At 63.9% G+C, this 26,538-nt stretch carries 30 protein-coding genes; 18 read left to right on the top strand and 12 right to left on the bottom strand.

Annotated features, from left to right (window positions below; translation table 11 throughout):
• Window positions 1-9 precede the first annotated feature (9 nt).
• From iolD to AC5J09_RS13910, 4 genes are all read left to right on the top strand, one after another.
• Window positions 10-1,863: a 3D-(3,5/4)-trihydroxycyclohexane-1,2-dione acylhydrolase (decyclizing) gene (gene iolD, locus AC5J09_RS13925; protein WP_411922675.1), complete on the top strand. Its 1,854-nt coding sequence runs from the start codon at window positions 10-12 to the stop codon at window positions 1,861-1,863.
• Window positions 1,864-2,106: 243 nt separating this feature from the next.
• Window positions 2,107-3,006 (top strand): myo-inosose-2 dehydratase, encoded by a 900-nt coding sequence (gene iolE / locus AC5J09_RS13920; protein ID WP_440852717.1) that lies wholly within the window; start codon window positions 2,107-2,109, stop codon window positions 3,004-3,006.
• Between the two features lie 84 nt (window positions 3,007-3,090).
• Complete coding sequence (iolB, locus tag AC5J09_RS13915; protein ID WP_100669792.1) at window positions 3,091-3,891, top strand: 5-deoxy-glucuronate isomerase; 801 nt, start codon at window positions 3,091-3,093, stop codon at window positions 3,889-3,891.
• A 76-nt stretch (window positions 3,892-3,967) separates the two neighbouring features.
• Window positions 3,968-4,372 (top strand): GFA family protein, encoded by a 405-nt coding sequence (locus tag AC5J09_RS13910; RefSeq protein WP_018093958.1) that lies wholly within the window; start codon window positions 3,968-3,970, stop codon window positions 4,370-4,372.
• 4 nt (window positions 4,373-4,376) lie between these two features.
• On the opposite strand, the gene AC5J09_RS13905 is transcribed toward AC5J09_RS13910, so the two are convergent.
• Entirely contained in the window at window positions 4,377-5,360 is a 984-nt protein-coding gene (locus AC5J09_RS13905; RefSeq protein WP_494297841.1) for an NAD-dependent epimerase/dehydratase family protein, read from the bottom strand.
• A 71-nt stretch (window positions 5,361-5,431) separates the two neighbouring features.
• A complete protein-coding gene (locus AC5J09_RS13900) occupies window positions 5,432-5,956 on the bottom strand; it encodes a helix-turn-helix transcriptional regulator (RefSeq protein ID WP_494297840.1) in 525 nt (174 codons plus the stop codon).
• A gap of 112 nt (window positions 5,957-6,068) precedes the next feature.
• Here AC5J09_RS13900 and AC5J09_RS13895 point away from each other — a divergent pair, with 112 nt between their 5' ends.
• Together AC5J09_RS13895 and AC5J09_RS13890 are read left to right on the top strand one after the other, a co-directional pair.
• Entirely contained in the window at window positions 6,069-6,878 is an 810-nt protein-coding gene (locus AC5J09_RS13895; RefSeq protein ID WP_494297839.1) for an AraC family transcriptional regulator, read from the top strand.
• Window positions 6,879-6,962: 84 nt separating this feature from the next.
• Entirely contained in the window at window positions 6,963-7,907 is a 945-nt protein-coding gene (locus tag AC5J09_RS13890; protein WP_494297838.1) for a DMT family transporter, read from the top strand.
• Here the strand turns inward: AC5J09_RS13890 and AC5J09_RS13885 are convergent.
• Window positions 7,876-9,459: a peptide chain release factor 3 gene (locus AC5J09_RS13885; RefSeq protein ID WP_018093953.1), complete on the bottom strand. Its 1,584-nt coding sequence runs from the start codon at window positions 9,457-9,459 to the stop codon at window positions 7,876-7,878. The genes AC5J09_RS13890 and AC5J09_RS13885 overlap by 32 nt on opposite strands.
• A 98-nt stretch (window positions 9,460-9,557) precedes the next feature.
• Here AC5J09_RS13885 and dut point away from each other — a divergent pair, with 98 nt between their 5' ends.
• Window positions 9,558-10,040, top strand: coding sequence for a dUTP diphosphatase (dut, locus tag AC5J09_RS13880; protein WP_100670033.1), 483 nt, complete (start codon window positions 9,558-9,560; stop codon window positions 10,038-10,040).
• Here dut and AC5J09_RS13875 read toward each other — a convergent pair.
• Window positions 10,033-10,470 carry an Lrp/AsnC family transcriptional regulator gene (locus tag AC5J09_RS13875; protein ID WP_003527801.1) on the bottom strand — a complete coding sequence of 146 codons (438 nt, stop codon included), beginning with the start codon at window positions 10,468-10,470 and terminating at the stop codon, window positions 10,033-10,035. The two genes, dut and AC5J09_RS13875, sit on opposite strands and share 8 nt — an antisense overlap.
• A gap of 135 nt (window positions 10,471-10,605) precedes the next feature.
• Here AC5J09_RS13875 and AC5J09_RS13870 point away from each other — a divergent pair, with 135 nt between their 5' ends.
• Entirely contained in the window at window positions 10,606-11,520 is a 915-nt protein-coding gene (locus tag AC5J09_RS13870; RefSeq protein WP_494297837.1) for a DMT family transporter, read from the top strand.
• Here AC5J09_RS13870 and AC5J09_RS13865 read toward each other — a convergent pair.
• Entirely contained in the window at window positions 11,517-12,149 is a 633-nt protein-coding gene (locus AC5J09_RS13865; protein ID WP_494297836.1) for a LysE family translocator, read from the bottom strand. The two genes, AC5J09_RS13870 and AC5J09_RS13865, sit on opposite strands and share 4 nt — an antisense overlap.
• A 164-nt stretch (window positions 12,150-12,313) precedes the next feature.
• On the opposite strand from AC5J09_RS13865, the gene AC5J09_RS13860 reads away from it, so the two are divergent.
• Window positions 12,314-12,931 (top strand): LysE family translocator, encoded by a 618-nt coding sequence (locus AC5J09_RS13860; RefSeq protein ID WP_494297835.1) that lies wholly within the window; start codon window positions 12,314-12,316, stop codon window positions 12,929-12,931.
• Window positions 12,932-13,068: 137 nt separating this feature from the next.
• On the top strand, window positions 13,069-14,037 hold the full coding sequence (cysK, locus tag AC5J09_RS13855) for a cysteine synthase A (protein WP_494297834.1): 969 nt from the start codon (window positions 13,069-13,071) through the stop codon (window positions 14,035-14,037).
• Between the two features lie 190 nt (window positions 14,038-14,227).
• Here cysK and AC5J09_RS13850 read toward each other — a convergent pair whose 3' ends face one another.
• From AC5J09_RS13850 to rsmI, 4 genes are all read right to left on the bottom strand, one after another.
• Window positions 14,228-15,760 carry a YifB family Mg chelatase-like AAA ATPase gene (locus tag AC5J09_RS13850; RefSeq protein ID WP_411922685.1) on the bottom strand — a complete coding sequence of 511 codons (1,533 nt, stop codon included), beginning with the start codon at window positions 15,758-15,760 and terminating at the stop codon, window positions 14,228-14,230.
• 179 nt (window positions 15,761-15,939) lie between these two features.
• Window positions 15,940-16,887, bottom strand: a complete 948-nt coding sequence (gene gshB / locus AC5J09_RS13845) for a glutathione synthase (protein ID WP_026168508.1) — start codon at window positions 16,885-16,887, stop codon at window positions 15,940-15,942.
• A 191-nt stretch (window positions 16,888-17,078) separates the two neighbouring features.
• Window positions 17,079-17,447, bottom strand: coding sequence for a YraN family protein (locus tag AC5J09_RS13840; RefSeq protein WP_018093945.1), 369 nt, complete (start codon window positions 17,445-17,447; stop codon window positions 17,079-17,081).
• On the bottom strand, window positions 17,437-18,399 hold the full coding sequence (rsmI, locus tag AC5J09_RS13835; RefSeq protein ID WP_494297833.1) for a 16S rRNA (cytidine(1402)-2'-O)-methyltransferase: 963 nt from the start codon (window positions 18,397-18,399) through the stop codon (window positions 17,437-17,439). The genes AC5J09_RS13840 and rsmI overlap by 11 nt, the downstream gene beginning before the upstream one ends.
• Before the next feature lie 243 nt (window positions 18,400-18,642).
• On the opposite strand from rsmI, the gene dnaN reads away from it, so the two are divergent.
• Window positions 18,643-19,761, top strand: a complete 1,119-nt coding sequence (gene dnaN, locus AC5J09_RS13830) for a DNA polymerase III subunit beta (RefSeq protein WP_100669803.1) — start codon at window positions 18,643-18,645, stop codon at window positions 19,759-19,761.
• A gap of 437 nt (window positions 19,762-20,198) precedes the next feature.
• Here dnaN and AC5J09_RS13825 read toward each other — a convergent pair whose 3' ends face one another.
• Together AC5J09_RS13825 and AC5J09_RS13820 are read right to left on the bottom strand one after the other, a co-directional pair.
• A complete protein-coding gene (locus tag AC5J09_RS13825) occupies window positions 20,199-20,477 on the bottom strand; it encodes a helix-turn-helix domain-containing protein (RefSeq protein WP_018093942.1) in 279 nt (92 codons plus the stop codon).
• Window positions 20,446-20,718, bottom strand: coding sequence for a BrnT family toxin (locus tag AC5J09_RS13820; protein WP_411932564.1), 273 nt, complete (start codon window positions 20,716-20,718; stop codon window positions 20,446-20,448). Before AC5J09_RS13820 ends, AC5J09_RS13825 begins: the two co-directional genes overlap by 32 nt.
• A gap of 266 nt (window positions 20,719-20,984) precedes the next feature.
• On the opposite strand from AC5J09_RS13820, the gene pmtA reads away from it, so the two are divergent.
• The 6 genes from pmtA (at window position 20,985) to AC5J09_RS13790 (ending at window position 24,771) form a co-directional block, all read left to right on the top strand.
• Window positions 20,985-21,587, top strand: coding sequence for a phospholipid N-methyltransferase PmtA (pmtA, locus tag AC5J09_RS13815; RefSeq protein ID WP_494297832.1), 603 nt, complete (start codon window positions 20,985-20,987; stop codon window positions 21,585-21,587).
• A 14-nt stretch (window positions 21,588-21,601) separates the two neighbouring features.
• Complete coding sequence (locus tag AC5J09_RS13810) at window positions 21,602-22,183, top strand: histidine phosphatase family protein (protein ID WP_494298908.1); 582 nt, start codon at window positions 21,602-21,604, stop codon at window positions 22,181-22,183.
• A gap of 7 nt (window positions 22,184-22,190) precedes the next feature.
• Window positions 22,191-22,907, top strand: a complete 717-nt coding sequence (gene pyrF / locus AC5J09_RS13805) for an orotidine-5'-phosphate decarboxylase (RefSeq protein WP_275596929.1) — start codon at window positions 22,191-22,193, stop codon at window positions 22,905-22,907.
• Window positions 22,908-23,000: 93 nt separating this feature from the next.
• Window positions 23,001-23,288, top strand: coding sequence for a DUF1330 domain-containing protein (locus AC5J09_RS13800; RefSeq protein WP_100670036.1), 288 nt, complete (start codon window positions 23,001-23,003; stop codon window positions 23,286-23,288).
• Between the two features lie 120 nt (window positions 23,289-23,408).
• The gene (locus AC5J09_RS13795; protein WP_494297831.1) at window positions 23,409-24,389 is read left to right on the top strand and encodes a complex I NDUFA9 subunit family protein; all 981 of its coding nucleotides are present in this window, start codon (window positions 23,409-23,411) and stop codon (window positions 24,387-24,389) included.
• Window positions 24,390-24,609: 220 nt separating this feature from the next.
• Entirely contained in the window at window positions 24,610-24,771 is a 162-nt protein-coding gene (locus AC5J09_RS13790) for a hypothetical protein (RefSeq protein WP_100669808.1), read from the top strand.
• 110 nt (window positions 24,772-24,881) lie between these two features.
• Here AC5J09_RS13790 and AC5J09_RS13785 read toward each other — a convergent pair whose 3' ends face one another.
• Window positions 24,882-25,688: an undecaprenyl-diphosphate phosphatase gene (locus AC5J09_RS13785; protein WP_324762750.1), complete on the bottom strand. Its 807-nt coding sequence runs from the start codon at window positions 25,686-25,688 to the stop codon at window positions 24,882-24,884.
• Window positions 25,689-25,844: 156 nt separating this feature from the next.
• Here AC5J09_RS13785 and AC5J09_RS13780 point away from each other — a divergent pair, with 156 nt between their 5' ends.
• Complete coding sequence (locus AC5J09_RS13780) at window positions 25,845-26,537, top strand: glutathione S-transferase family protein (protein ID WP_018093934.1); 693 nt, start codon at window positions 25,845-25,847, stop codon at window positions 26,535-26,537.
• Window position 26,538: the final 1 nt, after the last annotated feature.

Genomic DNA, 26,538 nt, shown 5'->3' with positions numbered 1-26,538 from the left:
AGGAAACAAATGAGCCAGAAAACCGTGCGCCTGACCATGGCACAGGCCGTGGCGCGGTTCCTGACCCGGCAGATGACGATCATCGACGGCGAGCGCGTGCCGATCTTCGGCGGCGTCTTCGCGATCTTCGGCCACGGCAACGTCGCCGGCGTCGGCGAGGCGCTTTACGGCGTTCGCGAAACGCTCCCGACCTACCGCGCCCAGAACGAACAGGGCATGGCGAATGCGGCGATCGCCTTCGCCAAGGCGAGCTTCCGCCGCCGCTTCATGGCCTGCACCACCTCGATCGGCCCGGGCGCGCTCAACATGGTGACCTCGGCCGCGCTGGCACATGTCAATCGACTGCCGGTTCTCCTCCTTCCCGGCGACGTCTTCGCCAACCGCAGGCCCGATCCGGTGCTGCAGCAGGTGGAGAGTTTCGGGGACGGCACGATCTCGGCGAATGACTGCTTCAAGCCCGTCTCGCGGTATTTCGATCGCATCACCCGGCCCGAGCAGATCATCCCGGCGCTCCGCCGCGCCATGCAGGTCCTGACCGATCCTGCCGAATGCGGGCCGGTGACGCTATCGCTCTGCCAGGACGTGCAGGCGGAAGCCTACGACTATCCGGAAACCTTCTTCGACGAGAAGGTCTGGGTTCCGCGCCGCATCGAGCCTGACCTCGACGAGCTGGCATCGGCAATCGAGGCGCTCAGATCCGCGAAGAAGCCGATCATCATCGCCGGTGGCGGCGTGCTCTACTCGGAAGCGAGCGCCGAACTCGCTGCGTTCGCCGAGAAACACGGCATTCCGGTCATGGAGACCCAGGCCGGCAAGTCCGCTCTGCCGCATTCGCATCCGCTGAATATGGGTTCCATCGGCGTCACCGGCACGTCCGCCTCCAACGCATTGGCGGAAGAGGCCGATGTCGTGCTCGCCGTCGGCTCACGGCTGCAGGATTTCACCACCGGTTCCTGGGCGCTCTTCAAAAACGAGGCGCTGAAGATCATCGGCCTCAACGTCCAGGCCTTCGACGCCGGCAAGCACCAGGGACAGCCGCTGATTGCCGACGCGCGGGCCGGCCTCAACCGCATTTCCGGCGGTCTCGGCAGCTACAAGGCCGATACAGCCTGGACCGAGAGGGCAAAAGCGGGCAAGGCTGAGTGGCTTGCTGAAGCCGAGAGGGCGACCGCCACCACCAATGCCGCACTTCCCTCCGACGCTCAGGTCATCGGCGCCGTCCAGCGCGCCCGCGGCGGCAGGCAAACGACGCTCGTCTGCGCCGCCGGGGGACTTCCGGGCGAGCTGCACAAACTGTGGCAGGCGGAGGAGCCGGGCGGCTATCACATGGAATACGGCTTTTCGACCATGGGCTACGAAGTCGCCGGCGGTCTGGGCGTAAAGCTTGCCAAGCCCGATAGCGACGTGATCGTCATGGTGGGCGACGGCAGCTACATGATGCTGAACTCGGAGATCGCCTCTTCCGTCATGCTCGGCGCCAAATTCACCGTCGTGCTGCTCGACAATGCCGGCTATGGCTGCATCAACCGGCTGCAGATGGGAACGGGCGGCGCCAACTTCAACAATCTGCTGAAGGACACCCATCATGTGGAGCTGCCTCGGATCGACTTCGCCGCGCACGCCGCCGCCATGGGCGCCGTGACCCGCAAGGTCGGCTCGATCCCCGAGCTCGAAGCTGCGCTCGCGGAGACCGCCGACGAGGCGCGCACGACCGTGATCGTCATCGATACCGATCCGCTGATCACAACGGAGGCCGGCGGGCACTGGTGGGACGTCGCGGTACCGGAGGTTTCGGACCGAGACCAGGTGAAGGCCGCCCGCGAAGGCTACGAGAAGGCCCTCCAGGCCCAGCGGTTTGGTTGACACTGGCGCCCGGCCAGCGGCCCCTAACCCTCTCCGCGCAGGGCGGGGAGAGGGGACGTGCCCGGCGGTCAGCCGTGGCTTGCGGGTTGGGGCGGGGACAGCGCGGCTTGTCCCTTCTCCCCGCACGCGGGGAGAAGATGCCGGCGGGCGGATGAGGGGCCACACTGCGGCATCCTCGGCGCACCAAAAACGAAACTACGAACCGACTGCCCCAAACAGACCACGCAGCAGAAAGCAAAACACATGATCCGTTACGGAACCAACCCGATCGCCTGGAGCAATGACGACGACCATTCGATCGGCGCGCATCTGACGCTCGAGGACTGCCTCTCCGATTGCAAGAAGATCGGCTTCGACGGCATCGAGAAGGGCCACAAGATGCCGTCCGACCCAGAAGCGCTGAAGCAGAAGCTCTCAAGTTACGATCTCGTCTTCGTCTCGGGCTGGCACTCGACCAACCTCCTCACCCATGATGTCGAAGCGGAGAAGAAGGCTATCCAGCCGCATCTCGACCTTCTGAAGCATAATGGCTGCCGGGTGGCGATCGTCTGCGAAACCTCGAACGCCATTCACGGCGACGATTCCAAGTCGCTCGTGAAGGACAAGCCGGTTCTGCCGGCGGACAAGTGGGAGAAATTCGGCGCCGACCTCGAGGCGATCGCCGAATATTGCGCCGGCCAGGGCATCGATCTGGTCTACCACCACCACATGGGCACAATCGTCCAGACCGGCGAGGAGATCGACCTCCTGATGCGGAACACCGGTCCGGCGACCAAACTGCTGCTCGACACCGGCCATGCCTGGTTCGGCGGTTCCGACCCGGCGGACGTGGCGCGGAGATATATGGACCGCGTCCGCCACATTCATTGCAAGAACGTCCGCCCGGCGGTCCGCGCGGTGGTCGAAAGCGAAGGTCTGTCCTTTCTCGAGGGTGTGCGACGCGGCGTCTTTACCGTTCCGGGCGATGCGGAAGGGAGCGTCGACTTCCTGCCGGTTCTGAAGATCGCCGCCCAGCACGGCTATGATGGCTGGCTGGTCATCGAGGCCGAGCAGGACTCGGCCGTACGCAATCCGTTCGAGTACCAATCGCTCGGGCTGAAGTCGCTGAAGGCCTTTGCGAAGGAAGCGGGGCTCGACGCGTAGACGCCCCTCACCCGGCTGCCGCCTCCCTTCCAGAGGGCTATGGAGAGGGGCAGACCTACAGACGCGAGATCAGGAGACCGCCGAATGTCCAAACTGCTCATCAAACCGAAAGCGCAATCCGGCCTGATGCAGGAGATCACGCCGGAAAGTGCCGGCTGGACCTATGTCGGTTTCGCCCTCCATCGGCTGCGGCCCAGCGAGACGACCGGCGGCGAAGCGGGCGAGAAGGAACTCTGCCTGGTACTCGTCAGCGGAAAAGCCAGGGTTTCGGTCGATGGCGAGGACTTCGGCGAGCTCGGCGAGCGCATGACGCCTTTCGAGGGCCAGCCCTATGCGGTCTATGTGCCGAGGGGCAGCAGCTGGCAGGCCGAAGCGACCACGGATCTCGACCTCGCCGTCTGCTCCGCGCCGGGCGGGGAAGGCTTCGAGGCGAAAATCATCCGCCCGGGCACGCACCCGCAGATGACGCGCGGCCGGGGCACCAACACACGCTACGTCACCAACATCATGCCGGAAGACGACGAATCGGCGCAGTCGCTGCTGGTCGTCGAGGTGATCACGCCGGGCGGCCACACCTCCTCCTACCCGCCGCACAAACACGACCAGGACAACCTGCCGGCCGAAAGCTATCTCGAGGAGACCTATTACCACCGCCTCAACCCGCCGCAGGGTTTTGCAATGCAGCGCGTCTATACCGACGACCGTTCGCTGGACGAGGCCATGGCGGTGGAGGATGGGGACGTGACGCTGGTACCGAGGGGCTACCATCCGGTGGCTGCGGTCCACGGCTACGATTCCTATTATCTCAACGTCATGGCGGGGCCGAAGCGGATCTGGAAGTTCCACAATGCGAGGGAACACGAGTGGCTGTTCACCGGCGTCTGACCGGCGGACGTCGCACTGGACGAATGGAGCCTTCGCCCTATCGTATCTTGCCGAAGCAAGCGACGAGGAGCGTTTCATGCATATCGACGGCCAGTGCCATTGCGGCTTCGTTACCTACGAGGCGGAGATCGATCCGGAGCACGTAACGATCTGCCATTGTAACGATTGCCAACGGCTGACCGGCACCGCCTACCGCGTCAGCACCAGCACGCCGCGATCATCGTTCCGGCTGACGGGCGGCGAGCCGAAGCTTTACGTCAAGACCGGCGAAAACGGACGCAAGCGGCTGCAATTTTTCTGCCCCGATTGCGGCTCGCCGGTCTACACGACGGGCACCGACGAGGACGCAGAGGAGATCGGCATCCGCGTCGGCACCATAAATCAGCGGCGCGAACTTGCACCCCGCAAGCAGATCTGGTGTTCCTCCGCCCTGCCCTGGTCCGGCGAGATCGGCAAGCTGCCGGGGCTGCCACGGGATTGACGGTTCAGGCGACCGGATAGGGGCCATCCGCAAAGACCGTGTCGTGGTAGCCCTTGGACCCGATCTCGATTGCGAGCGGGCTGCGGAAATCCTCGCCGCGGCGCAGGCATTTCAACACATGGCCAAAATCGTATTTCGGCCGCCAGCCGAGACAAGCCGTCGTGCGGGCACTCACATAGACCCGATCGATCGTCGGAAACAGCCGCCACCCCCGTTGCGCATAAAGCGCCTCGCATTCGGGAAAGCGGCTGAAGACGACGGATGGGGCATCCTCCCGCAGAGACGCGAGATCGTCGTGCGTGAACGGCGTCGGGGCCGAGACGATGAAACGGCCAAAGCCGATCTCCATCGCCCGGTCGAGGGCCGATAGATGGGCGCTCGCGACGTCCTCGATATCCGCGCGCCGGTAGAGCAATTCATTCGCCTGCGCATTGGCCGTTTCAAAGCGGCCGCGGATTTCCGCATCGTCATCGGGCTCGGGAAAGAAGCGCGAGGTCCGGAGAATGACGGCGGGCAGACCGTGCCGCCGCGCGAAAAGCTCGCAGAATCCCTCCGCCGCAACTTTGCTCACACCATAGATGTTGCGCGGGATCGGCTGGACGTCCTCCGTGATCCAGGCTGCCGGCTCGCCGGGCGCCGGCGTCAGGGCCGAACCGAAGGCGCTCGTGGTGCTGGTGAAGACAAAGGCGCCGACGCCCGCCCCGGCTGCCTCTTCCAGCAGATTGACCGTTCCCGCGACATTGGTATCGACGAACTCGCAATAACCGTGCGTCGCCACATGCGGTTTGTGCAGGGTCGCGGAATGGATGACTGCGCGAACGTCCTTCATTGCGTGACGGACGAAGCGGCGGTCGGCGACCGACCCGACCGCATCGGTGAATGGGGAGCTCTTGATGTCGATGCCGCGAACATCGCGGCCGGCCGCGCGCAGTACCCTTATCAATGCCTCACCCAGATGGCCGGCGCTTCCCGTCACCAGTATCGTCATGCGTCGCTCCTTGTTGCCTTGAGGCTAGGCGCAGCGCGGCGAAGCCGGCAAGGCATAAATTATGCGTTCGCTCAGGAGATCGCGGTGACCAGCCGGCCCATCGCGCCGTCGGCGAGTGGTATGCGCTCCCAAAGCACGCGACCAGCAGAGATGGGAACGTCATCGCGGCCGTTGGGCCCGGTCTCGACGGCCAGGAAAGCCAAACGGCCATCGTGCCAGCCGAGCTCCGCGAGATCGCGTTCCGCATTCCGGATCTCCTGCGAGGCATAACGGAACATCGGCTCGCCGACCATTTCCCGCCGCCACTCCGCCCGCCGCCGGGGCGAAGCAGCCAGCAGCCGGTGCGAGTGGTCGCAGATCAGGTGAACCCTCGCGCTCGAGCTTTCGACCAGCCGCTTGAGAGCCGCATCGGCGGCTGCGGGCACCCTGGCGAATAGGCACTCCAGCGCCTGCTGCTGATTTTCGGAAGGTGTGAGGACGCCCGCTTCCCAGCGCGATATCGTCGCCTGCGTCACCCGCATGAGCTCCGCCACATGGCTCTGTTTCATGCCGTTCAGGAGCCGCAGCCGCTTCAGCGTCCGTGCCGTGTAGAGCATCTCGGTTTCCTCCTGATCCGGCGAAGCTATCGGCCACCTGCGCTAGGCGGCAGGGAATGGAAACGCTATACCACCATAAGGGCTCAACGTGGAACGGGACAGCGAACTGTACATGGCGAAAGGGCATTTCAGAATGCTGCCGCGCCGCATCGCCGGCGTCGACGTGGTGGAAGCGACGACGAATCACAGTTTCGCGCGCCATACGCACGAGCAGTTCGGCATCGGCCTGATTCATGCGGGTGCGCAGACGTCGCTGAGCGGCCGCGGAACCGTCGAGGCGGAAGCGGGCGACGTGATCACCGTTAATCCCGGTGAGGTCCACGACGGAGCCCCGATCGGCGACGCGGGCCGGTCCTGGCGGATGCTCTATCTCGATCCGCCGCTGGTCGCCTCGCTCGTCGATGACGTCACCGATGGGAAGAGGGCGGATTGCGAATTCTCGGACCCGGTGATCAGAAGTACCGGGCTGGCTGCCCGCTTCGGCGCGATCTTTGCGGCTGCCGCGGCCGCCGACGGCACCGAGACGATGCTTCGCTGGGATGAACTGGCCGTCACCCTGTTCGCGGAGGCGATGCAGCTTGCCTCGCCGGATGCGCCGGCAGGCGTGCCGAAGTCGGTCGCCTCGGCCGTATGCCTTATCGAGGACGATCCGCTGGCGTCGCTTACGCTCGCGGACCTCGCCCGCGAGAGCGGCCTGAGCCGCTTCCAGCTCGTGCGCGGTTTCTCCAAGGCGACGGGACTGACGCCCCATGCCTATCTCCTCCAACGCCGGATAGACGTCGTCCGGCGGCTGATCGCCGGGGGCACGCCGCTCGCGGAAGCGGCAGCTGCCGGCGGCTTCGTCGACCAGAGCCACATGACACGCGTGTTCGTGCGCAAATACGGCTTCTCCCCCGGTGTCTACGCGCAAGCGGTGAACTGATTTCGCCGCCTTGCAATTTCGTACAAGACCGTGCGCTGCCGATCGGTCTTTCTGCCCCCATCATCAATCGGGAACGGTGGCAGAATGTCGAAGCAGGTTCAGGGATATGTCTTTTTGTCGCTCGCCATGGTGCTCGTCGGCAGCACCGTGATCGCGAGCAAGATCATCGCCGCCGGCCTGCCGCCGTTCACGGCAACGGCGCTGCGTTTTGCCATCGCCTTCCCTCTTTTCCTGGGCCTGATGCGCGCGACCGGGGCGTCCTGGCCCAAGCTGCCGAAGAGCGATTGGCTCATCCTCCTGTTTCAGGCAGGCGCCGGCAGCGTCGGCTACACGACTCTGCTCATTTCCGGCCTGAAGCTCACCTCTGCGGCCGATGCCGGCGTCATCATCGGGACGCTCCCCGTCGTCTCCGCCGCAATCGCCATCATGGTTCTCGGCGAGCGTCCGCATCGCTCCGTGTTCGCGGCCGTTTGTCTGGCGGCGGCCGGCGTTCTCGCGATCGTCTTCCGGCCGGATGCAAACGCCGCGCATTCGCTCGCCGGCAGCGCGCTGATCTTCGGCGCGGTCATCTGCGAAGGCCTGTTCATCCTGCTTAACAAGCGCGTCAGCGTCGCGATTCCGCCGCTTGGCCTGTCGGCGCTGATGACGGGCTTCGGTGGTGCCATTGCGCTCCCGTTCGCCCTTGCAGAACTTCCGTCGATGGGCGCGACAGGCGCCCCGGCGCTCGCGGCGGTCGCCTATTACGCGCTCGTGCCGACGGTCGGGGGCTTCGTGCTCTGGTATGCGGGACTTCAGAAGGTGAGCGGCACCGAGGCCTCGGTCTTCACCGCCTTGGCACCGGTTTCCGCGCTGCTCCTCGCCGCTGCCGTTCTCGGCGAGACGATCACCGCCAATCAGATGATCGGCATGGCATGCGTGCTGATCGCCGTACTGAGCCTCGGCCTTCGCAGGGCCAGTCCCGGAGCGGGCCGGATAGGGGAATCCGGTGCAGGCGCGATCACGCCGCCTTGGCGACGTGATACTCCTTGATCGCCACCATCTTGACCGCCGGATAGCGCTCCGATTCGTAGCGCAGCGAGAACCCGTCCTGCGCCAGGTATACCGGGTCGCCGTCAAGGTCCCGCGCAATGTCGCCGCGGTGGGTCGCGATGAACTTTTCGAGTTCGGCCGGGTTCTCGGCGGAGATCCAGCGGCAGATGGAGAAGCGGGACATCTCGAAGGAGACCGGCAGACTGTATTCCGCCTGCAGGCGTTCCTTGAGCACGTCAAGCTGGAGCGCGCCGACGACGCCGACGATCGCAGGCGCGCCGTCGTCCGGAGAAAAGAGCTGCACGACGCCCTCTTCCGCCATCTGCTGCAGCGCCTCTTTCAGCTTCTTCGCCTTCATCGCATCCTCCAGCCGGACGCGGCGGAGAATTTCCGGTGCGAAGTTCGGCACGCCCTGGAAGACGAGCGGCTCGCCCTCGGTCAGCGTATCGCCGATCCTGAGCGTGCCGTGGTTCGGGATGCCGACGACGTCGCCGGCGAAAGCCGTATCGGCGAGCTGGCGCTGCGAGGCGAAGAAGAACTGCGGCGCCGTCAACCCCATCTGCTTGCCGGTGCGCGAAAGCCGCGCCTTCATGCCGCGCTCGAGCTTGCCCGAGCAGACGCGGACGAAGGCGATGCGGTCGCGGTGGTTCGGGTCCATGTTCGCCTGGATCTTGAAGACGAAGGCGGTCATTCTGTCGTCCGTCGCCTCGACGGTGCGGATGTCGGCAACCTGGGCCCGCGGCGGCGGCGCGAAGTCGGCGAGCCCATTGATCAGGTCGCGCACGCCGAAGTTCCGCAGCGCCGAGCCGAAGTACACCGGCGTGAGGTGCCCTTCGAGGAAAGCCTTACGGTCGAAGGGCTTGCAGGCCTCGATCGCCAGCGACGCTTCTTCGATGAACGTGTCGCGTTCGTTCTCGGGCAGACGGTGCGAAGCCATTTCCGGATCGTTGACCTTTGTCAGCCGCTCCTGCGTGTCGGCGCCGCGCACCTCGTCGGTGGCAAGATGATAGGTGCCGCAGAAGGTCTTGGAGCGGCCGATCGGCCAGGTGACCGGCGCGCAGTCGAGCGCCAGCTTCTGCTCGACCTCGTCGAGGATTTCGAACGGATCGCGGCTTTCGCGGTCCATCTTGTTAACGAAGGTGATGATCGGGATATCGCGCAGGCGGCAGACCTCGAAGAGCTTGAGCGTGCGCGGCTCGATACCCTTTGCCGCGTCGATCACCATGACAGCCGCATCGACCGCCGTCAGCGTGCGGTAGGTGTCGTCGGCAAAGTCCTCGTGACCGGGCGTATCGAGCAGGTTGAAAACAGTATCGTTATATTCGAAGGTCATCACCGAGGTGACGACGGAGATGCCGCGCTCGCGCTCGATCTTCATCCAATCCGAGCGGGTCTGGATGCGGTCCTTCTTGGCCTTGACCTCGCCGGCGAGCTGGATCGCGCCGCCGAAGAGCAGAAGCTTCTCGGTGAGCGTCGTCTTACCGGCGTCCGGGTGCGAAATGATCGCAAATGTGCGGCGGCGGGAGACCGCCTCGGCAATGCTTTCGGCCATGATCTGAGTATCCTGTGAGTTGCGGCGTCCTTTACAGGCTCGGGGGCCAATATGCAATTGACTGCGGCAAGCCCGGCCGTGCTTATGACGGAATGACCATGCACACGCCCGAAAATCGTCCTGCCCCGACCCCTGGCCTCACCCTCGTCCGCCTGCCTCATGGCGAGGGTCTCGACCTGCCGGCCTATGAGACCACGGGTGCCGCCGGCATGGACCTGCGCGCGGCCGTGCCGGCCGAGGACCCGATGACGATCCGGCCGGGAGAGCGCGCATTGGTCCCGACGGGCTTTATCTTCGAGATCCCCGCCGGTCATGAAGGACAGATCCGGCCACGCTCCGGGCTGGCCTTCAAGCACGGCATCACCTGCCTCAACACGCCGGGCACCGTCGACAGCGACTATCGCGGAGAGGTGAAGGTGCTACTCGTCAATCTCGGTGCGGAGGACTTCGCGGTCGAGCGCGGCATGCGTATCGCCCAGATCGTGATCGCCCCGGTGACCCAGCTGGCGATCCGCGAGGCAGATGGCGCGACGGCGACGGCGCGCGGGGCCGGCGGCTTCGGCTCGACCGGAACTAAATAAGCGGCGGCAGGCGCCGCTTGACCGGCGAGGATTTGACGATCGACGTGTTCGTCTGCGCCTTTTCCGCGATGCGATCGAGGATCGTGTCGAGTTCCGCCATGTCGCGCACCAGCATCTTGGCGATGAAGCAGTCGTCCCCCGTGACCTTGTCGCATTCGATGAATTCGGGCGTTTCCTGGATCAGCCTTTCGACGATATGCAGCATGCCCGGCATCGGCCGGATGCGGACGATCGCCTGCAGCGGATAGCCGAGACGCGCCGGATTGACCGAGATCGTGAAACCATCGAGCACGCCGCGCTCCTCGAGCTTGCGCAGCCGCTCCGCCGCGCTCGGCGAGGAAAGGCCGGCCTCCTGCGCCAGCTCCTTCAACGACACCCGGGCATTGGCGGCCAGAATTTCGAGAATGCGGCGGTCGAGCTCGTCCAGCATCCAACTCCCTCGTAAGTCAATTTAGCCTTATCGCCTTAATCTGTTAGGTATCCTCCCATAATTTCCTCTCAAAATCCATATCCCTGCGCCACCAGGCTCATTATTCTTGCAGCATAATGGATGGAGCAAAAGGCCATGGATAAGGACATACGGCGCGGAAGCGCGGAAATGACGGCGGCGATGCTGATTTCGGGAACGATCGGCTGGTTCGTTCTGATGTCGGGCCAGCCCGTCGCGGGCGTCGTCTTCTGGCGTTGCGTTTTCGGGGCTGCAACGCTCGCCGCGCTTGCGGCGGTCTTCGGCCTTATCGACCTGAGACATTTGCGGATGCAGGTCATTATTCTTTCCGCTCTGGGCGGCGTCGCGATCGTCGTGAACTGGCTCCTGCTCTTCGCCGCCTATCCCCGCGCCTCGATCTCCATCGCGACCATGGTCTACAACACGCAGCCCTTCATGCTGCTCGGCCTCGGTGCGCTCTTTATCGGAGAGAAGATCACCGCCAGCAAACTCCTCTGGCTGTCGCTCTCCTTCGCAGGCATGATCGCGATCGTCCTCGCCAAGCCCGCGGGCACTTATGAGCCAAGCGACTACCTCACCGGGATAGCACTGTCGCTCGGCGCCGCCTTCTTCTACGCCATCGCGGCGCTCGTTACCAAGCTCCTCAAGGGCACGCCGCCGCATCTGATCGCGCTGGTGCAGGTCATCACCGGAGCGGCCATGCTCGCCCCCTTCGCCCTCGTCGCGCCGCTGCCGCAGGGAACGCTCCAGTGGACGCTGCTCCTGACCGTCGGCGTGGTTCATACCGGCATCATGTATATTCTGCTTTACGGCGCCATACAGAAGCTGCCGACCCACATGACCGGCGCCCTTTCCTTCATCTATCCGGTGGCCGCGATCCTGGTTGACCGCATCGCGTTCGGCCACGCCCTGCAGCCGGTGCAGATCGCGGGCTCGGTCGCGATCCTCTTCGCTGCCGCGGGCACCAATCTCGGCTGGACACTTCGGCCATCGTCATCGTCCGCCAAGCGTCCGGCGGAGGGAAGCCTCTAACGCCGGGCCTCCGAGGCCATGCTGATGGCAAGACCCGCCAGCGCCGTGCTCATGAGCCAACGCTGCACCAGCATGAAGGACGGCCGACCGGAGAGGAAGGCGGCCACCGCTCCGGCGGTCATCGCGATCAGCGCATTGACGCTGACGCTGATCGCGATCTGCACGCTGCCGAAGACGAGCGACTGCGCGAGCACGTTGCCGGCCTCGGGGCGGATGAATTGCGGCAGCAGCGACACGTAAAGGATGGCCACCTTCGGATTGAGCAGGCTGGTGAAGAGGCCCATTGCGAAGAGCTTGCGCGGGCGATCCTTCGGGAGGTCCCGCACTTGAAAAATCGAGCGGCCGCCGGGACGAACGGCCTGCCAGGCAAGGTAAAGCAGGTAAAGCGCACCTGCGAAACGAAGGGCGTCATAGGCAAAGGGAACCGCCAGAAGCAGGGCGGTAATGCCGAGCGCGGCAGACACCATGTAACAGACGAAGCCGAGGGCTATGCCCCCGAGCGAGATCAGTCCCGCCCCCGGTCCCTGGCAGATCGAGCGGGAGATCAGATAGATCATGTTCGGCCCCGGCGTCAGCACCATGCCGAATGCGATCAGGGCGAAGCCCAGGAGGTTCTGAATTTCGGGCATGGTGCGCCGGTCTCCCATGTTTTTCCGGAAAGTGTACGGCTCTACCGCCAAGGGCAACGCCGTTCTTGTCACCCGATCAATTTTCGCGCGTAGATGCGGGATGCCACCCGGATTTTCCTTTGCGGCAGACTGCGGTACACCTGCCCCTATCAGGAGGAACGATCGTGACACTTGCGGCTCTTCTCGCCTATAGCGGCGCTCTCTTCATCGCCGGCATCATTCCCGGCCCGGGCGTGACGGCGCTCGTTGCCCGAGCCCTGGGATCGGGGTTTCGGGAAACCTTCTTCATGGGCCTCGGCCTCATCGTCGGCGACATGGTCTATCTGACGGCGGTGGTTCTCGGGCTCGCCTTCATCGCCCAGACATTCACGACCGCGTTTCTGGTCGTGAAGATCGCCGGAGCGCTCTATCTCGGCTATATCGCCTGGAAGCTCTGGACGGCCGGGCTCCTGTCGCAGAACATCGAGGCGCGGAAGTCGACGAGTGCGGCGCTCTCCTTCCTCTCCGGCCTGACGGTCACGCTCGGCAATCCGAAGACGATGCTTTTCTACGTGGCGCTCATTCCGACGCTGATCGACCTCGCCTCGATAGGGATCCGTGACTACGGCCTGCTGCTCGTCGCGACTTTCCTCGTGCTTCTTGCCGTGCTGCTGCCCTATATGCTGCTTGCGGCCCGCGCCCGCTCGCTCCTGAAAGAGCCGCAGGCGCTGAAGGTCCTGAACCGGGCCGCGGCGGGCATTCTCGCCGGAACGGCCGCCTACATTGCGACCCGCGCGACCTGAAAAAAGATTTCCCTGCCGGCCGCTTCTCAACGGTTTTTTCCTTCAGCCTCATCGATCCGAGGCTTTCCCGCTCTGGAAGCAAGCGCGCATAGCTCCTATTGTCGCAGCGACAATTTTAAAAACGAAGGGAGAAACCTATGCCTGAAGCGCGCAAGCCCGGCCGCGGCCGCGTCTTTTCCTCGATAACCGAGACGATCGGCGACACTCCCATCGTGCGGCTGGACAAGCTCGCCGAGGAAAAGGGCGTGAAGGCGAACCTGCTCGCCAAGCTCGAATTCTTCAACCCGATCGGCTCCGTCAAGGACCGCATCGGCGTCGCGATGATCGAATCGCTCGAGGCGCAAGGGAAGATCACGCCCGGCCGCACGACGCTGGTAGAGCCGACTTCGGGCAATACGGGCATAGCACTCGCCTTCGTCGCGGCCGCCAAGGGCTACAGGCTGATCCTCACCATGCCCGAGACCATGTCGGTCGAGCGCCGCAAGATGCTGACGCTTCTCGGCGCCGAACTGGTGCTGACGGAAGGCGCCAAGGGCATGAAGGGCGCAATCGCCAAGGCCCAGGAACTCACCGAGACGCTGCCCGACGCGATCATTCCGCAGCAGTTCGAAAACCCGGCCAATCCGGAAATCCACCGCACGACGACCGCCGAGGAGATCTGGAACGACACGGAAGGCGCAGTCGACATCCTCGTGTCCGGCATCGGCACCGGCGGCACCATCACCGGTGCCGGCCAGGTGCTTAAAGCCCGCAAGCCGTCGGTCAAGGTGATCGCCGTCGAGCCCGAAGAATCCCCTATCCTTTCCGGCGGCGCCCCGGGTCCGCACAAGATCCAGGGTATCGGCGCGGGTTTCGCACCGGCGATCCTCGACACGAGCGTCTATGACGAAGTCGTCACGGTAAATGCCGGCGAGGCCATAGAGGCGGCGCGGCTCGTCGCAAGACTCGAAGGCGTGCCGGTCGGCATCTCCGCCGGTGCCGCGCTCCAGGCGGCGATAGAGGTGGGACAGCGCGGGGAAAATGCCGGGAAGAATATCGTCGTGATCATACCGTCCTTTGCCGAACGGTATCTTTCGACGGTGCTGTTCGAGGGATTGGGAGCGTAGCGCCGGAGGCGCCGGCGAGCGCCCCTGATCGGCCTGCCGGCCACCTTCTCCCCGCTGGCGGGGCGGAGGGACTCGCGGCAAACCCGCAGCTCCCTTCTCCTCCGTCGAAATGAAATCAAATCGAACTTTCGGCCCTTTGCCCGGCCTCTCCCGCCCATAGGGTGACGGCTTTTCCATCGACGTCGGCCCCTTACGCGGCGACGGGCAGTCTCTCTCCCGCCACCCTGTAGGAGATCGCTTCGGCGAGATGGATGCGGCCGACCGTCGGCGCCTCGTCGAGGTCGGCGAGGGTGCGGGCGACCTTCAGCACCCGGTGGTAGCCGCGCGCCGAAAATTTCATCTTCTCCGCCGCGTCGCGCAGAAGCTGCAGGCCGGCGGCGTCGGGCTCGGCGATCTTTTCGATCATCGTCGTCGATGAGCGGGCGTTGCTCGTCAGCTCGGGATGACCGAGGCCGGCGAAGCGGTCTCTCTGCAGCTCGCGGGCGCGGGCGACGCGGCGGGCGACGGCGGCGCTCGGCTCGGATGTGCCGGGGCGGATCAAGTCGGCGGCGCTGACGGCCGGGACGTCGACGCGGATATCGATGCGATCCATCAGCGGCCCGGAGATCCGCGCCTGATAATCGGCCATGCAGCGCGGCCCGCGGGCGCAGCTCCGGCCCGGCTCGCCGGCCATGCCGCAGCGGCAGGGGTTCATGGCGGCAATGAGCTGGATCGCCGCCGGATAGGTGACGCGATGATTGGCCCGCGCGATGATGCAGGTGGCGGTTTCGAGCGGCTGGCGCAGAGCGTCGAGCGTCTGTGGTGCAAATTCCGGAAGCTCGTCGAGAAAGAGCACGCCGTTATGGGCGAGCGACGCCTCTCCCGGCTTCGCGCGGAAGCCGCCGCCGATCAGCGCCGCCATGGTGGCGGAATGGTGCGGCGCGCGGAAGGGCCGGCGGTCCGAGAGCTTGCCGCCCGGCAATTGCCCGGCGATCGAATGGATCATCGAGACTTCGAGCAGTTCGGCGGGCGAAAGCGGCGGCAGGATGGAGGGGAGCCGCGCCGCAAGCATCGACTTGCCCGACCCGGGCGGGCCGACCATCAGCAGATTGTGATTGCCCGCCGCCGCGACCTCCAGCGCCCGCTTGGCGCTTTCCTGGCCCTTGATGTCGGCAAGATCGGGAAGGCCCTCGGCGGCCGCCCGAACCGCCGGCTCGGGGCGGGAGAGCACCTGCGTGCCGCGGAAATGATTGGCGATGGCGATCAGGCTGCGCGGGGCGAGAATATCGATCTCCGATCCGGCCCAGGCCGCCTCGGGCCCGCTTTCCGCCGGGCAGATCAGTCCCTTGCCGAGCGCATTCGCGCCGATCGCCGCCGGCAGCGCGCCGGCGACGGCTGCGATGGTGCCGTCGAGATTGAGTTCGCCGATAACGACATAGCCGGACAGCGCGTCCGCAGGCACAGCGCCGAGCGCCGCCATCAGGCCGAGCGCGATGGCGAGATCGAAATGACTTCCTTCTTTCGGTAGGTCCGCCGGCGCCAGATTGACGGTCACCCGCTTGGCGGGAAGCGCCAGTCCCGATGCATGAAGCGCCGCCTGGACGCGCTCGCGGCTTTCGGCCACCGCCTTGTCCGGCAGTCCGACGATCTGCATACCGACCTTGCCGGGTGCAACCATCACCTGGACGTCGACCGGAACGCCCTCGATACCCTGAAACGCAACCGTGCTGACGCGCGCGACCATACTGCCCCCTGATTTCGAGCGGAGCGCGGAGGATCATCGTCCCTCCGCAATCCCGCTCAAGCACGGCGGCCCACACACGCCGTCACAACCAAACCGGTTGCAACCGCAAATCTTGCACGGAATACGCTTAAAAACAAGAACAATGACAGAACACAAGAGCGAAAGTGGCGGCCCGTAGATCAGGCGCGCTTCTTCTCGATCGCGTCCCAGAGCAGGCTTGCGACATCGGCACCGCCGAACTTCTTCACTTCGCGGATGCCGGTCGGCGAAGTGACGTTGATCTCGGTCAGGTAGTCGCCGATCACGTCGATGCCGACGAAGAGGAAGCCGCGTTCCTTCAGCGCCGGGCCGATGCGGTTGCAGATCTCCCGCTCGCGCGCCGTCAGGTCGGTTGCCTCCGCGCGCCCACCCACATGCATGTTGGAGCGCGAATCGTGCTCGGCCGGAACGCGATTGATCGCGCCGACCGGCTCGCCGTCGACGAGCAGGATGCGCTTGTCGCCCTTGCGCACCGCCGGCAGATATTCCTGGGCGATATAGGGCTCGCGGAACATCTGCGCGAACATTTCGAGGAGCGACGAGAAATTGCGGTCGTCACGGGCGGAGTGGAACACGCCGGCGCCGCCATTGCCGTAGAGCGGTTTCAGGATGATGTCGCCCATCTCCTGGCGGAAGCGGGCGATCTCGTCCGGGTCGCGAGTGATCAGGGTCTTGGGCATCAGATCCGGAAACTCGGTCACGAAGATCTTCTCAGGCGAGTTCCTGACCCAGGCCGGATCGTTGACGACCAGCGTCTTCGGGTGCAGCCGTTCGAGCAGATGCGTCGAAGTGATATAGGCCATGTCGAATGGCGGATCCTGGCGAAGCAGGATGACGTCCATGGTCGAAAGATCGATCCGCTCCTCTTCGCCGAGGGTGAAGTGGTCGCCCTTGACGTCGCGCAACCGCATCTGCTGCGCGGTCGCATAGACCCTGCCGTCCCGGAGCGACAGCTTTTCGGGCGTGTAGTGGAACAGGCGGTAGCCTCGGGCCTGCGCCTCCAGGCTCATCGCGAAGGTCGAATCGCCCGCAATGGTGATGCCCGAAACATGGTCCATCTGGACCCCGACATTGACGATTCCTGCCATTTTCCCGTTCCCGATTGGATCCACGATGCGCATAGTTCCTTCGACCGGCGCCGGTCAGAAATCGAATTATACGGCAATTCGACGCGATGCTCCGCCCCTCGTCTTCGCGACGAGGCGGCACCGCCGAAATGCCCGCAAGATGTAGAATGCGTGCCGTGGTTAGGCAAGAAGGCTCCTGCCGCTCCCGGCTATCAAAAGGCGTCCGGCAGGTGTCGCGGCCAACGCCACGGCGCTACGGCGACAATGTCGTATCGCACCGACAGGCGGTGGAAATCGCCCTGACGCGACAGCCAGAGATCGCTTGCCGCTCGGATGCGCCGCTGCGCCGTGTCGGTCACGGCGAAGACCGCATCGTCCAGGCTCATCCGGGCCTTTACTTCGACGCAGGCGACCAGGTCGCCGCGCCGGGCGATGATGTCGATCTCGCCGAGCCTGGTGCGATAGCGCATGGCAACGATGCGATAGCCCTTCAGCATCAGGCAGAGTGCGGCGCGGTATTCGGCGATGTGGCCCCGCTTCAGCGCCTTCAGCTTGCGGGTGTCCGGTCGCTCAGCCTTCATCGCTATCCTTGAGATGAAGGAGCCGGTCGTAAAGCTCCTTGCGCGCCAGCCCCGTGCGGCGCGCCGCCTCGGTCGCGGCCTTGCCCATCGGCAGGTCGCGGGCGAGTTCCTTGAGCAAAGCGTCGACGTCGGCCGCCTCCGGCTGGGGCTTTGCCTCCGGCGGACCGATCACGAGGACGATCTCGCCTTTCACATTGGCGCTTTCGTCGTAACTCGCCGCGAGTTCGCCGAGCGTTCCGCGGCGGAACTCCTCGAAGGTCTTGGTCAGTTCGCGGCAGACGGCCGCCCTCCTGTCTGCGCCGAGGACCTGCGCGGCAGCAGTGACGGTCGCGGCAATGCGATGCGGGGATTCGAAGAAGATGAGAGTGGCGGGAACGGACGAGAGTTCGGCGAGCCGGTCGCGCTTCGCCTTGTCCTTCACCGGCAGAAAGCCTGCGAAGAGGAAGGCATCGCTCGGCAGGCCGGAGCCGACGAGGGCCGCAAGCGGCGCCGAGGGGCCAGGTATGGGAACGACCCGGTATCCCGCCTCGACCGCCTGCTGCGCCAGGCGGTAGCCCGGATCGGAGACGAGCGGCGTACCGGCATCGGAGACGAGCGCCACCGATTTCCCATCACCGAGTGCTGCAAGCAGCCGCGGCCCCGCCTCGGCGGCATTGTGCTCGTGATAGGCGGTGGGCCGATTGACGATACCGTAGCGGTCCAGCAGCACCCGCGTCACCCGCGTGTCCTCGCAGGCGAGCACATCGGCCCCCGCAAGCGTCTCGAGAGCTCTCAGCGTGATGTCGCCGAGATTGCCGATCGGCGTTGCCACGAGATAAAGGCACGGTTCCAGCGGGCGCGCAGGAATGTTGATATCGTGCAGGCGAAAACCGCGCCGCCGGTCCTTTTCGGATGCATCCGTGGATTGCTGCTTTTGCAACGCCGCCTTCCCAATCACTCCCGGCCCGATCATTCCGATCGACCATTCCGGCCAAGCCGGGTTCGCGCCCTTTATGAGTGAGCGGGGAGCCCGGGGCAAGGGCGGGCCGCGCATGCAGTCTCGCATTTGGGGAAGAGGCCTCAAAACCCCTTGCTTTTGCGGCTCTCTTTCTGCCATTTTGCCGGTCCACATCCTTCCGGCCGAGCGGCCGGGCACGCAGTTGACGCCGCGGCGGTCCCCTCGCCCGCGCGGCAATGGTTGAAAGCGGTAGCATCCATGCGTATTACTCTCGAGCGGTCCAACCTTTTGAAATCGCTGAACCATGTCCACCGCGTGGTCGAACGGCGAAACACCATCCCGATCCTTTCGAACGTGCTCCTGCGCTCCGACGGCGCCAGCCTCGAAATGAAGGCGACCGACCTCGACCTGGAGATCACCGAGGCGACGCCGGCGCAGGTGGAACAGGCCGGCGCCACCACCGTTCCGGCGCATCTGCTCTACGACATCGTCCGCAAGCTGCCGGACGGCTCGGAGGTGCTGCTGGTCACCAATGCGGAAGGCACGGCGATGACGGTCGCCTCCGGCCGCTCCAAGTTTTCGCTGCAGTGCCTGCCGCAGTCGGATTTTCCCGATCTGACCGCCGGCACGTTCTCGCACTCCTTCCGCCTGAAGGCGCCCGATCTCAAGATGCTGATCGACCGCACCCAGTTCGCCATCTCGACGGAAGAGACACGCTACTATTTGAACGGCATCTTCGTGCACACGGTCGAGAGCAACGGCGACCTGAAGCTGCGCGCCGTCGCGACCGACGGCCACCGGCTCGCCCGTGCGGATGTCGAAGCGCCCTCCGGCTCCGAGGGCATGCCCGGCATCATCATTCCGCGCAAGACCGTCAGCGAGCTGCAGAAACTGCTCGACAATCCGGACGTGGTGGTGACGGTCGAGGTATCGGACGCGAAGATCCGCCTGACGATCGGCTCCATCGTCATGACGTCAAAGCTGATCGACGGAACCTTCCCCGACTATCAGCGCGTGATCCCCGCCAGCAACGACAAGGAATTGCGCGTCGATTGCCAGTCCTTCTCGCAGGCCGTCGACCGTGTCTCCACGATCTCTTCCGAACGCGGCCGCGCGGTGAAGCTTGCGCTCGCCGACGGCCAGATGACGCTCACCGTGAACAATCCGGATTCCGGCAGCGCCACCGAAGAACTGCCGGTCGGCTACGAAAGCGATCCGCTCGAGATCGGGTTCAACGCCAAATATCTGCTCGACATTACCGGGCAACTGACCGGCAGCGAGGCGGTCTTCCTGCTGGCCGATCCCGGTTCGCCGACGCTCGTGCGCGATCTTGCCGCGGAGGATGCGCTCTACGTGCTGATGCCGATGCGAGTCTAAGGCGTGTTGAGATTCATCTTGAGTTTATGACGGCCGCTGCGAGATGGATAATGGCGTTGAAGCTCTGGTCGGTTTTGTCGGCACGCATGGCTCGATGCGCTTGAATTCCTTGAGTACCGACTGCGCGGCGTACTGCATGGTTCCTTTGATCGTTGCCGATCAAGGACAAAAACATGCAGCAGATCGAAGTGCTACAACGACCGTTGCGCGTCTGATAAGACGCGCGGCGCTGTAGGAAACGTATCGGAGGACTGCACTCTCTCCTCTGCTCTCGTCTCTGTGCTTGTCACACAGATGAGAGCAGCGCCGCGTCGGCGGCGCGGGGAAATGTTCTTTCAGCCCAAGGACTTGGTCTGGCTGGATCCCTATGACGCGCACAGGGATGAGGAGATCAAACAGGCCGCAGCACCGCGCTTAATCGAATTCCAGAGGCGCGCTCACGCGACGGCCTGCGCAACCAAATCGGGGTGCTGCGCGATCACGCGCACATAAGCAACGGCAAAATCCGGAGCAGTGGCGCGTGCTTGCTCCCAGTCCCGCAGCGTACCAACGGGAACGCGAAAGCGATTTGCGAACTCCGATTGCGACAAACCAAGCGCGGTCCTTGTCTTGCGAATCAGGCGAGCCCGCTGGCCGCGATTCATTGCTTCGGCCGTCACGTCGAAATCTTCCGCATCGGCCGGATCAGCAGGGGACGTAATATGCTCGTTCTTCACCCTTGTTGCTCCTTCTCACAGATATGAACCGGGGTAAATTATCCCGCCAAACGAACACGCCGGTGAACAGCCTCTCGCCGACGACCTCGACCACCTTGAACCGTTCCTCGCCGTCGATCTCGCGAATGGAGGGGATGATCAAGTGATCCCCGTCGTCGAAAATACGCAGGCCAAAGGCCAACGATAGTTTATGTTTCTCGCGATTGGCGGCGTCTTTCGCAGGATCGAACCGGTCTTCCATGTTGGCACAATACGGGAATCCCGTATAAGACGCAAATGTGTCGTTTTGCTGAAAAAATGGACGCTAACTTCTAGTTCAACTAATTCAAGCTTTCAGACCGTACCGGATTTCGAGTTCAACCGTCGCGCATCGTTCATGATTTGTCGTTTCTAGACGCAGTCGGACTTGTTTTTGCCGCAGATGGAAGCACATTATGAATAAGCGCTCACGCAGCCGCACGAATCACGATAAGAGCGCAACTGCAAATCATACTGTGAGGGGATTCGATGAGCTTGCGCTTGAGGGTGAAGGAAAAATTCGGTCGGAAATTCGACGAAGAGATCCGCTTCTTCAAGGGCTGGATGAGCAATACTCGCGCGGTCGGCGCGATCCTCCCGACATCCGCCATCACCGCACGCCGCATGGCCAGCATAGTCGATCCGGAATCCGGTCTGCCGGTCCTCGAGCTTGGCCCCGGCACCGGGGTGATCACCAAGGCGATCCTCGAGCGCGGCATAGAGCCTGAAAAGCTGGTTTCCATCGAATACTCCACCGAGTTCTACAATCAGCTCAAGGCGCATTTCGACGGCGTGCATTTCATCAACGGCGACGCCTTCGATCTTTCCCGCACGCTTGGGGCCTTCAAGGATCAGCAGTTCGACAGCGTCATTTCCGCCGTGCCGCTGTTGAATTTCCCGATGCATCGCCGCGTCGAACTCATCGAGGACCTGCTCTCGCGCATTCCCTTCAGCCGCCCGGTCGTTCAGATCTCCTACGGTCCGATGTCGCCGGTCGTCGCCATGCCGGACCGCTACCGAATCCAGCATTTCGACTTCGTCGTGCGCAACATTCCGCCGGCGCAGCTGTGGATCTACCGCAAGACGCACTGACGGCGCCACCTCCGGTGTTCGGCATCTATCTCACCCATCCGCAGGTCAGAATCGATCCCGCCGTCTCCGTGCCACAATGGGATCTGTCCGAACTCGGCGAAGAACGCATGCACGCCACGGCGAAACAGCCATGGGTCCGTTCGCTCGGACGCATCGCCGCCAGTGGCGAGAAGAAGGCGATCGAAACGGCGCGGTTCCTGGCCGACGCTGCCGGCATCCCGGTCGAAACTGACGAGGAGATGGGCGAGAACGATCGTTCCGCGACCGGCTTTCTGCCGCCGGAGGAGTTCGAGAAGGCGGCCGATCGGTTCTTTGCCCGACCCGAAGAGAGCTTCAAGGGCTGGGAGCGTGCCGTCGACGCCCAGGCGCGAATCTCAAGGGCCGTCTTCCAGGTCCTCGACCGGCACGATCCGGCGGTACCCATCGCCTTCATCGGCCATGGCGGTGTCGGTACGCTGCTCAAATGCCGGATGACGGGCACGGCGATCGCCCGTAGCGCCGATCAACCGCCGGGCGGCGGCAATCTCTTCGCCTTCCGTCTTGCGGATCGCGCCGTCACATGCGACTGGACGCCGATGGAGTTCTGGCAGGGGTGATCTCGATATGAGCACAAGCGCGCGCGACCGGCTGATCGTCGGCCTTGATCTTCCAACGGTGACCGAGGCCGAGAAAATCGTCTCGACGCTCGGCGAGGAAGTCCTCTTCTATAAGATCGGCTATCAACTGGCCTTCGCCGGCGGCCTCGACTTCGCGCGCGACCTCGCTGCAGGCGGCAAGCAGGTCTTCCTCGACATGAAGCTGCTCGACATCGACAACACGGTGGCCAAGGGCGTGGAGAACATCGTCAAGATGGGCGTGTCGATGCTGACGCTGCACGCCTATCCGAAGGCGATGAAATCGGCCGTCGAAGCGGCACGAGGCTCGAACCTCTGCCTGCTTGGCGTGACGGTGCTCACCTCGATGGACGAACAGGACGTCATCGATGCCGGTTATGAATATGATCCGCACAGCCTGGTCTTGCGCCGCGCGGAACAGGCCCGCGCCGCCGGCATGGGGGGCATCGTCTGCTCGGCGGAGGAGGCCGCCGCCGTGCGCAAGATCATCGGCGGCGACATGGCGCTGGTGACGCCGGGCATCCGCCCGGCCGGCGCGGAAAAAGGCGACCAGAAGCGGGTGATGACGCCGGCCGATGCGCTTCGCGCCGGCTCGAGCCACCTCGTCGTCGGGCGGCCGATCGTTGCCGCGCCCGACCCTCTCGCAGCAGGCCGCGCGATCCTGGCCGAAATGGAGAGCGCCCTCTCCCGTCGATCCGCCGTATAGCGCTCCGGCGCGGTTCGGGCCTGCTTGACCTGAGGCTCATTTTGCCGGAAGTAACCATCCCGTCTGCATGTCGTGAAAGACGAGGAGTTCATCATGGCCAAAGGATACTGGATCGCTCGGGTCGATATAAGGGACCCCGAACGCTATAAGGATTACGTGGCAGCTGCGAAGCCCGCCTTCGAAAAATACGGCGCGACCTTCCTTGCGCGCGGCGGCGAGTTCCATCGGCTCGAAGGTGCCGCTCGCACCCGCAACGTCGTTATCGAATTCCCCTCGCTGCAGGCGGCCGTCGACTGTTACAATTCGCCCGAATACCAGATTGCCGCGGCCATCCGCCAGGAAGTCGCCGATGCCGAAATGGTGGTCGTCGAAGGCGTTTGAGGCGAAGTCCCGCGGCGCATCGGGGCACGCCTCCGAAGCGCGCGGATTGGCCTTCACCTCGCTCGACGCTTGGGCTATGTAGCAAGCAATTCTACCATTGACATCAGGAGTGCGTTTCTCATGACCTTGTCCAACCTTCCGCCGCTGGTGACGATTTTCGGCGGATCCGGATTTGTCGGCCGTCATGTGGTGCGCGCGCTCGCCAAACGCGGCTACCGCATTCGCGTCGCTGTTCGCCGTCCGGATCTCGCCGGCCACCTGCAACCGCTCGGCAATGTCGGGCAAATCTCCTTCGTTCAGGCCAATCTGCGCTACCGCAAGTCGGTCGATCGCGCTGTCGACGGCGCCGACCATGTGATCAACTGCGTCGGTGTGCTCTTCGAAAGTGGCCGCAACACCTTCGAGGCGGTCCAGGATTTCGGCGCGCGGGCGGTCGCCGAGGCGGCTCGGGCGACGGGCGCCACGCTCACCCATATCTCGGCGATCGGCGCCGACGCGAGCTCCCAAGCGAGCTATGCCCGGACAAAGGGGCGCGCCGAGGCTGCGATCCTCGAAACGCTTCCGGCCGCGGTGATCCTCCGCCCGTCGATCATCTTCGGGCCTGAAGACGGATTTTTCAACAAGTTCGCCGAAATGGCCCGATTCTCGCCGGTCCTGCCGCTCATCGGCGGCGGCAAAACCAGGTTTCAGCCGGTGTACGTCACCGACGTTGCCGAGGCCGTGGCCCGCTCCGTCGACGGCAAGCTGACCGGTGGGACGATCTACGAGCTCGGCGGGCCGCAGGTGCTCTCCTTCCGCGAATGTCTCGATATCATGCTGAAGACGATCGACCGCAAGCGCTCCTTCGTGTCGCTGCCCTTCGGCATCGCCTCGCTGATGGGCAGCGTCGCCTCGCTTGTGCCGTTCATCACGCCGCCGCTCACCGCCGACCAGGTGGTGTTGCTGAAATCGGACAATGTCGTCTCGGCAAAGGCCGAAGCGGAAGGCCGCACGCTTGCCGGTATCGGCATCGAGCCGACAATGCTCGAGTCGATCCTGCCGACTTATCTCGTACGCTATCGCCCGCATGGGCAATACACGCGCAGCGGCCGCGCCGCCTGAGCGGTCCCATCACTATCGGACACATTCAAGCCGCCCCCGCTGTGCCCATCCGGCAACAGCGTTGCAGTTCTGCCGCAGTCGAAAATCCGAATCTCGTTTACCGCAGATTCAGCTCGCACTGATATTGATCATGACATGGTCGCAGAATAAACACCGCTCGCACTGACTGCTCGGCGAGCGACGCCGGTGCAGACATCTCACTCGAAAGGCATAACGTCCCATGGGCAAGTCGATCGCAATCTTTTTTGCGTCTGCGGCACTGATCATTCTGGCTGGCTCGTTCATGGCACCCGGCACCGGGGCTAGCAGCGACAAGGGCTGCACGCCGGCCTACGGTGTCAACCCGTGCACGACGGCGTCGATCGGGTTTGCCGGCGAGTAAGCCGGACATTTTCGCCTCGGCTTCGAGCCGGGCATGTTGAGTTTTGGCGGGGGCCAGGAGCCGGGTGCGTTTCGAAAGAGACGCATCCGGCTTTATGTTTCCGGACTGTGTTATCCGAGCAGCCACAGGCCGACCAACCCGGCGGTCCCGACGAGGATGCGCCAGATCGCAAAGGGCGTAAAGCCGCGATGCGAGACGAAGTCGAGCAGCGAACGCACCACGAAAATTCCGGCGATGAATGCAGCGATGAAACCGGCCGCGATCATGCCGACATCGTCGAAGGAGAGCGCATCGCGGTTCTTGTAGAGATCGAGCGCAAAAGCTCCGACCATGGTCGGCATGGCCAGGAAAAAGGAAAATTCAGCCGCGGAGCGCTTGTCGGTCCCCATCAGCAGGGCCCCGGCAATGGTCGCGCCGGAACGCGACGTTCCCGGGATCATGGCGAGACACTGGAAGAGGCCGATCTTCAGCGCGAGCGAAGGCGGATAGTCGAACACGTCGGTGTAGCGAGGCGTCAAAGGGAGCCGGTCGATCGCATAAAGAATGACGCCGCCGACGATCAGCACGACGCAGATGAGCATCGGCGTCTCGAAAAGCACCGACTTGATGAATCCATGCGCGGCAGCACCGATAAGCGCCGCCGGCAGGAAGGCGAGGAGAACCGAGAAGACGAAACGGCGAGCCTTGACGCTCGTCGGAAGGGCGAGCGCGATCGCCAGCAGCTTCTGGAAGTAGACGAGCAGGATCGCCAAGATGGCGCCGAGCTGGATCAGAACGGCAAAGGTGTTTCCCGGCGATTTGAACCCGAGGAAGTGTCCGGCAAGCAGCACATGCGCCGTCGACGAGACCGGGATGAACTCCGTCAGCCCTTCGATGAGGCCGAGGACGAGCGCGCTTATGATCGATTGATCCGCCATGTAAAAGCTATTCCTGATATAATTGGATGTGGGAGGAGAAAGTCGATTCTCTTGTGTTTGCCACCGCAACTACCTATAGCTCGTTGTAACGAGCCGTGGCCAGTTGCATATGCCGCGACGCCGATATCCCCGAAAACAGCTGCAATCTGATCATCGATGCCGACACTGTATCATCACCCCATGTCCCCAGCTTCGCGGTTCGTACGCCTTATTCTCTCAGAATATGGCTATCAGACGGAACTGAGCGAAGAGCAGCCATGGGAGAACCGGCGCGACTTCCTGACGCTGAATCCTGCCGGCACTCTGCCGGTCTATGTCGATGACAGCATGCGCGCGCTCTGCGGCGCCACGATCATCTCCGAATATCTCGACGAGACCAGCGGCATCATGAAGCGCGACCGCCGCCTTCTTGCCGAGGACCCGTTTCAGCGCGCCGAAATCCGCCGCCTCACCGAATGGTTCCTGCAGAAGATGGAAGCCGACGTGACGCGCCCGCTCGTGCGCGAGCGCATTTTCAAGCTGCAGATGACCCCGGACCAGGGCGGCGGTGCGCCGGATTCGAAAATTCTCCGCACCTCGCGCAGCAATATCCGCCAGCATATGAAGTATCTCTCGTGGCTCGCCGGATCGCGCCCCTGGCTCGCCGGAGATCGCATCTCCTATGGGGATCTCGCCGCGGCCGCGGCGATTTCCGTGCTCGACTATCTCGGAGAGATCGACTGGTCCGATGCGCCGAGCGCCAAGGAATGGTATCAGCGGCTGAAGTCGCGCCCGTCCTTCCGGCCGCTGCTCGCCGAGCGGGTGCGCGGCGTGACCCCGGTCTCACATTATGCGGATCTCGACTTTTAAG

Source organism: Sinorhizobium sp., assembly GCF_059070375.1.
This window is presented reverse-complemented; position numbering and strand designations above follow the sequence as displayed.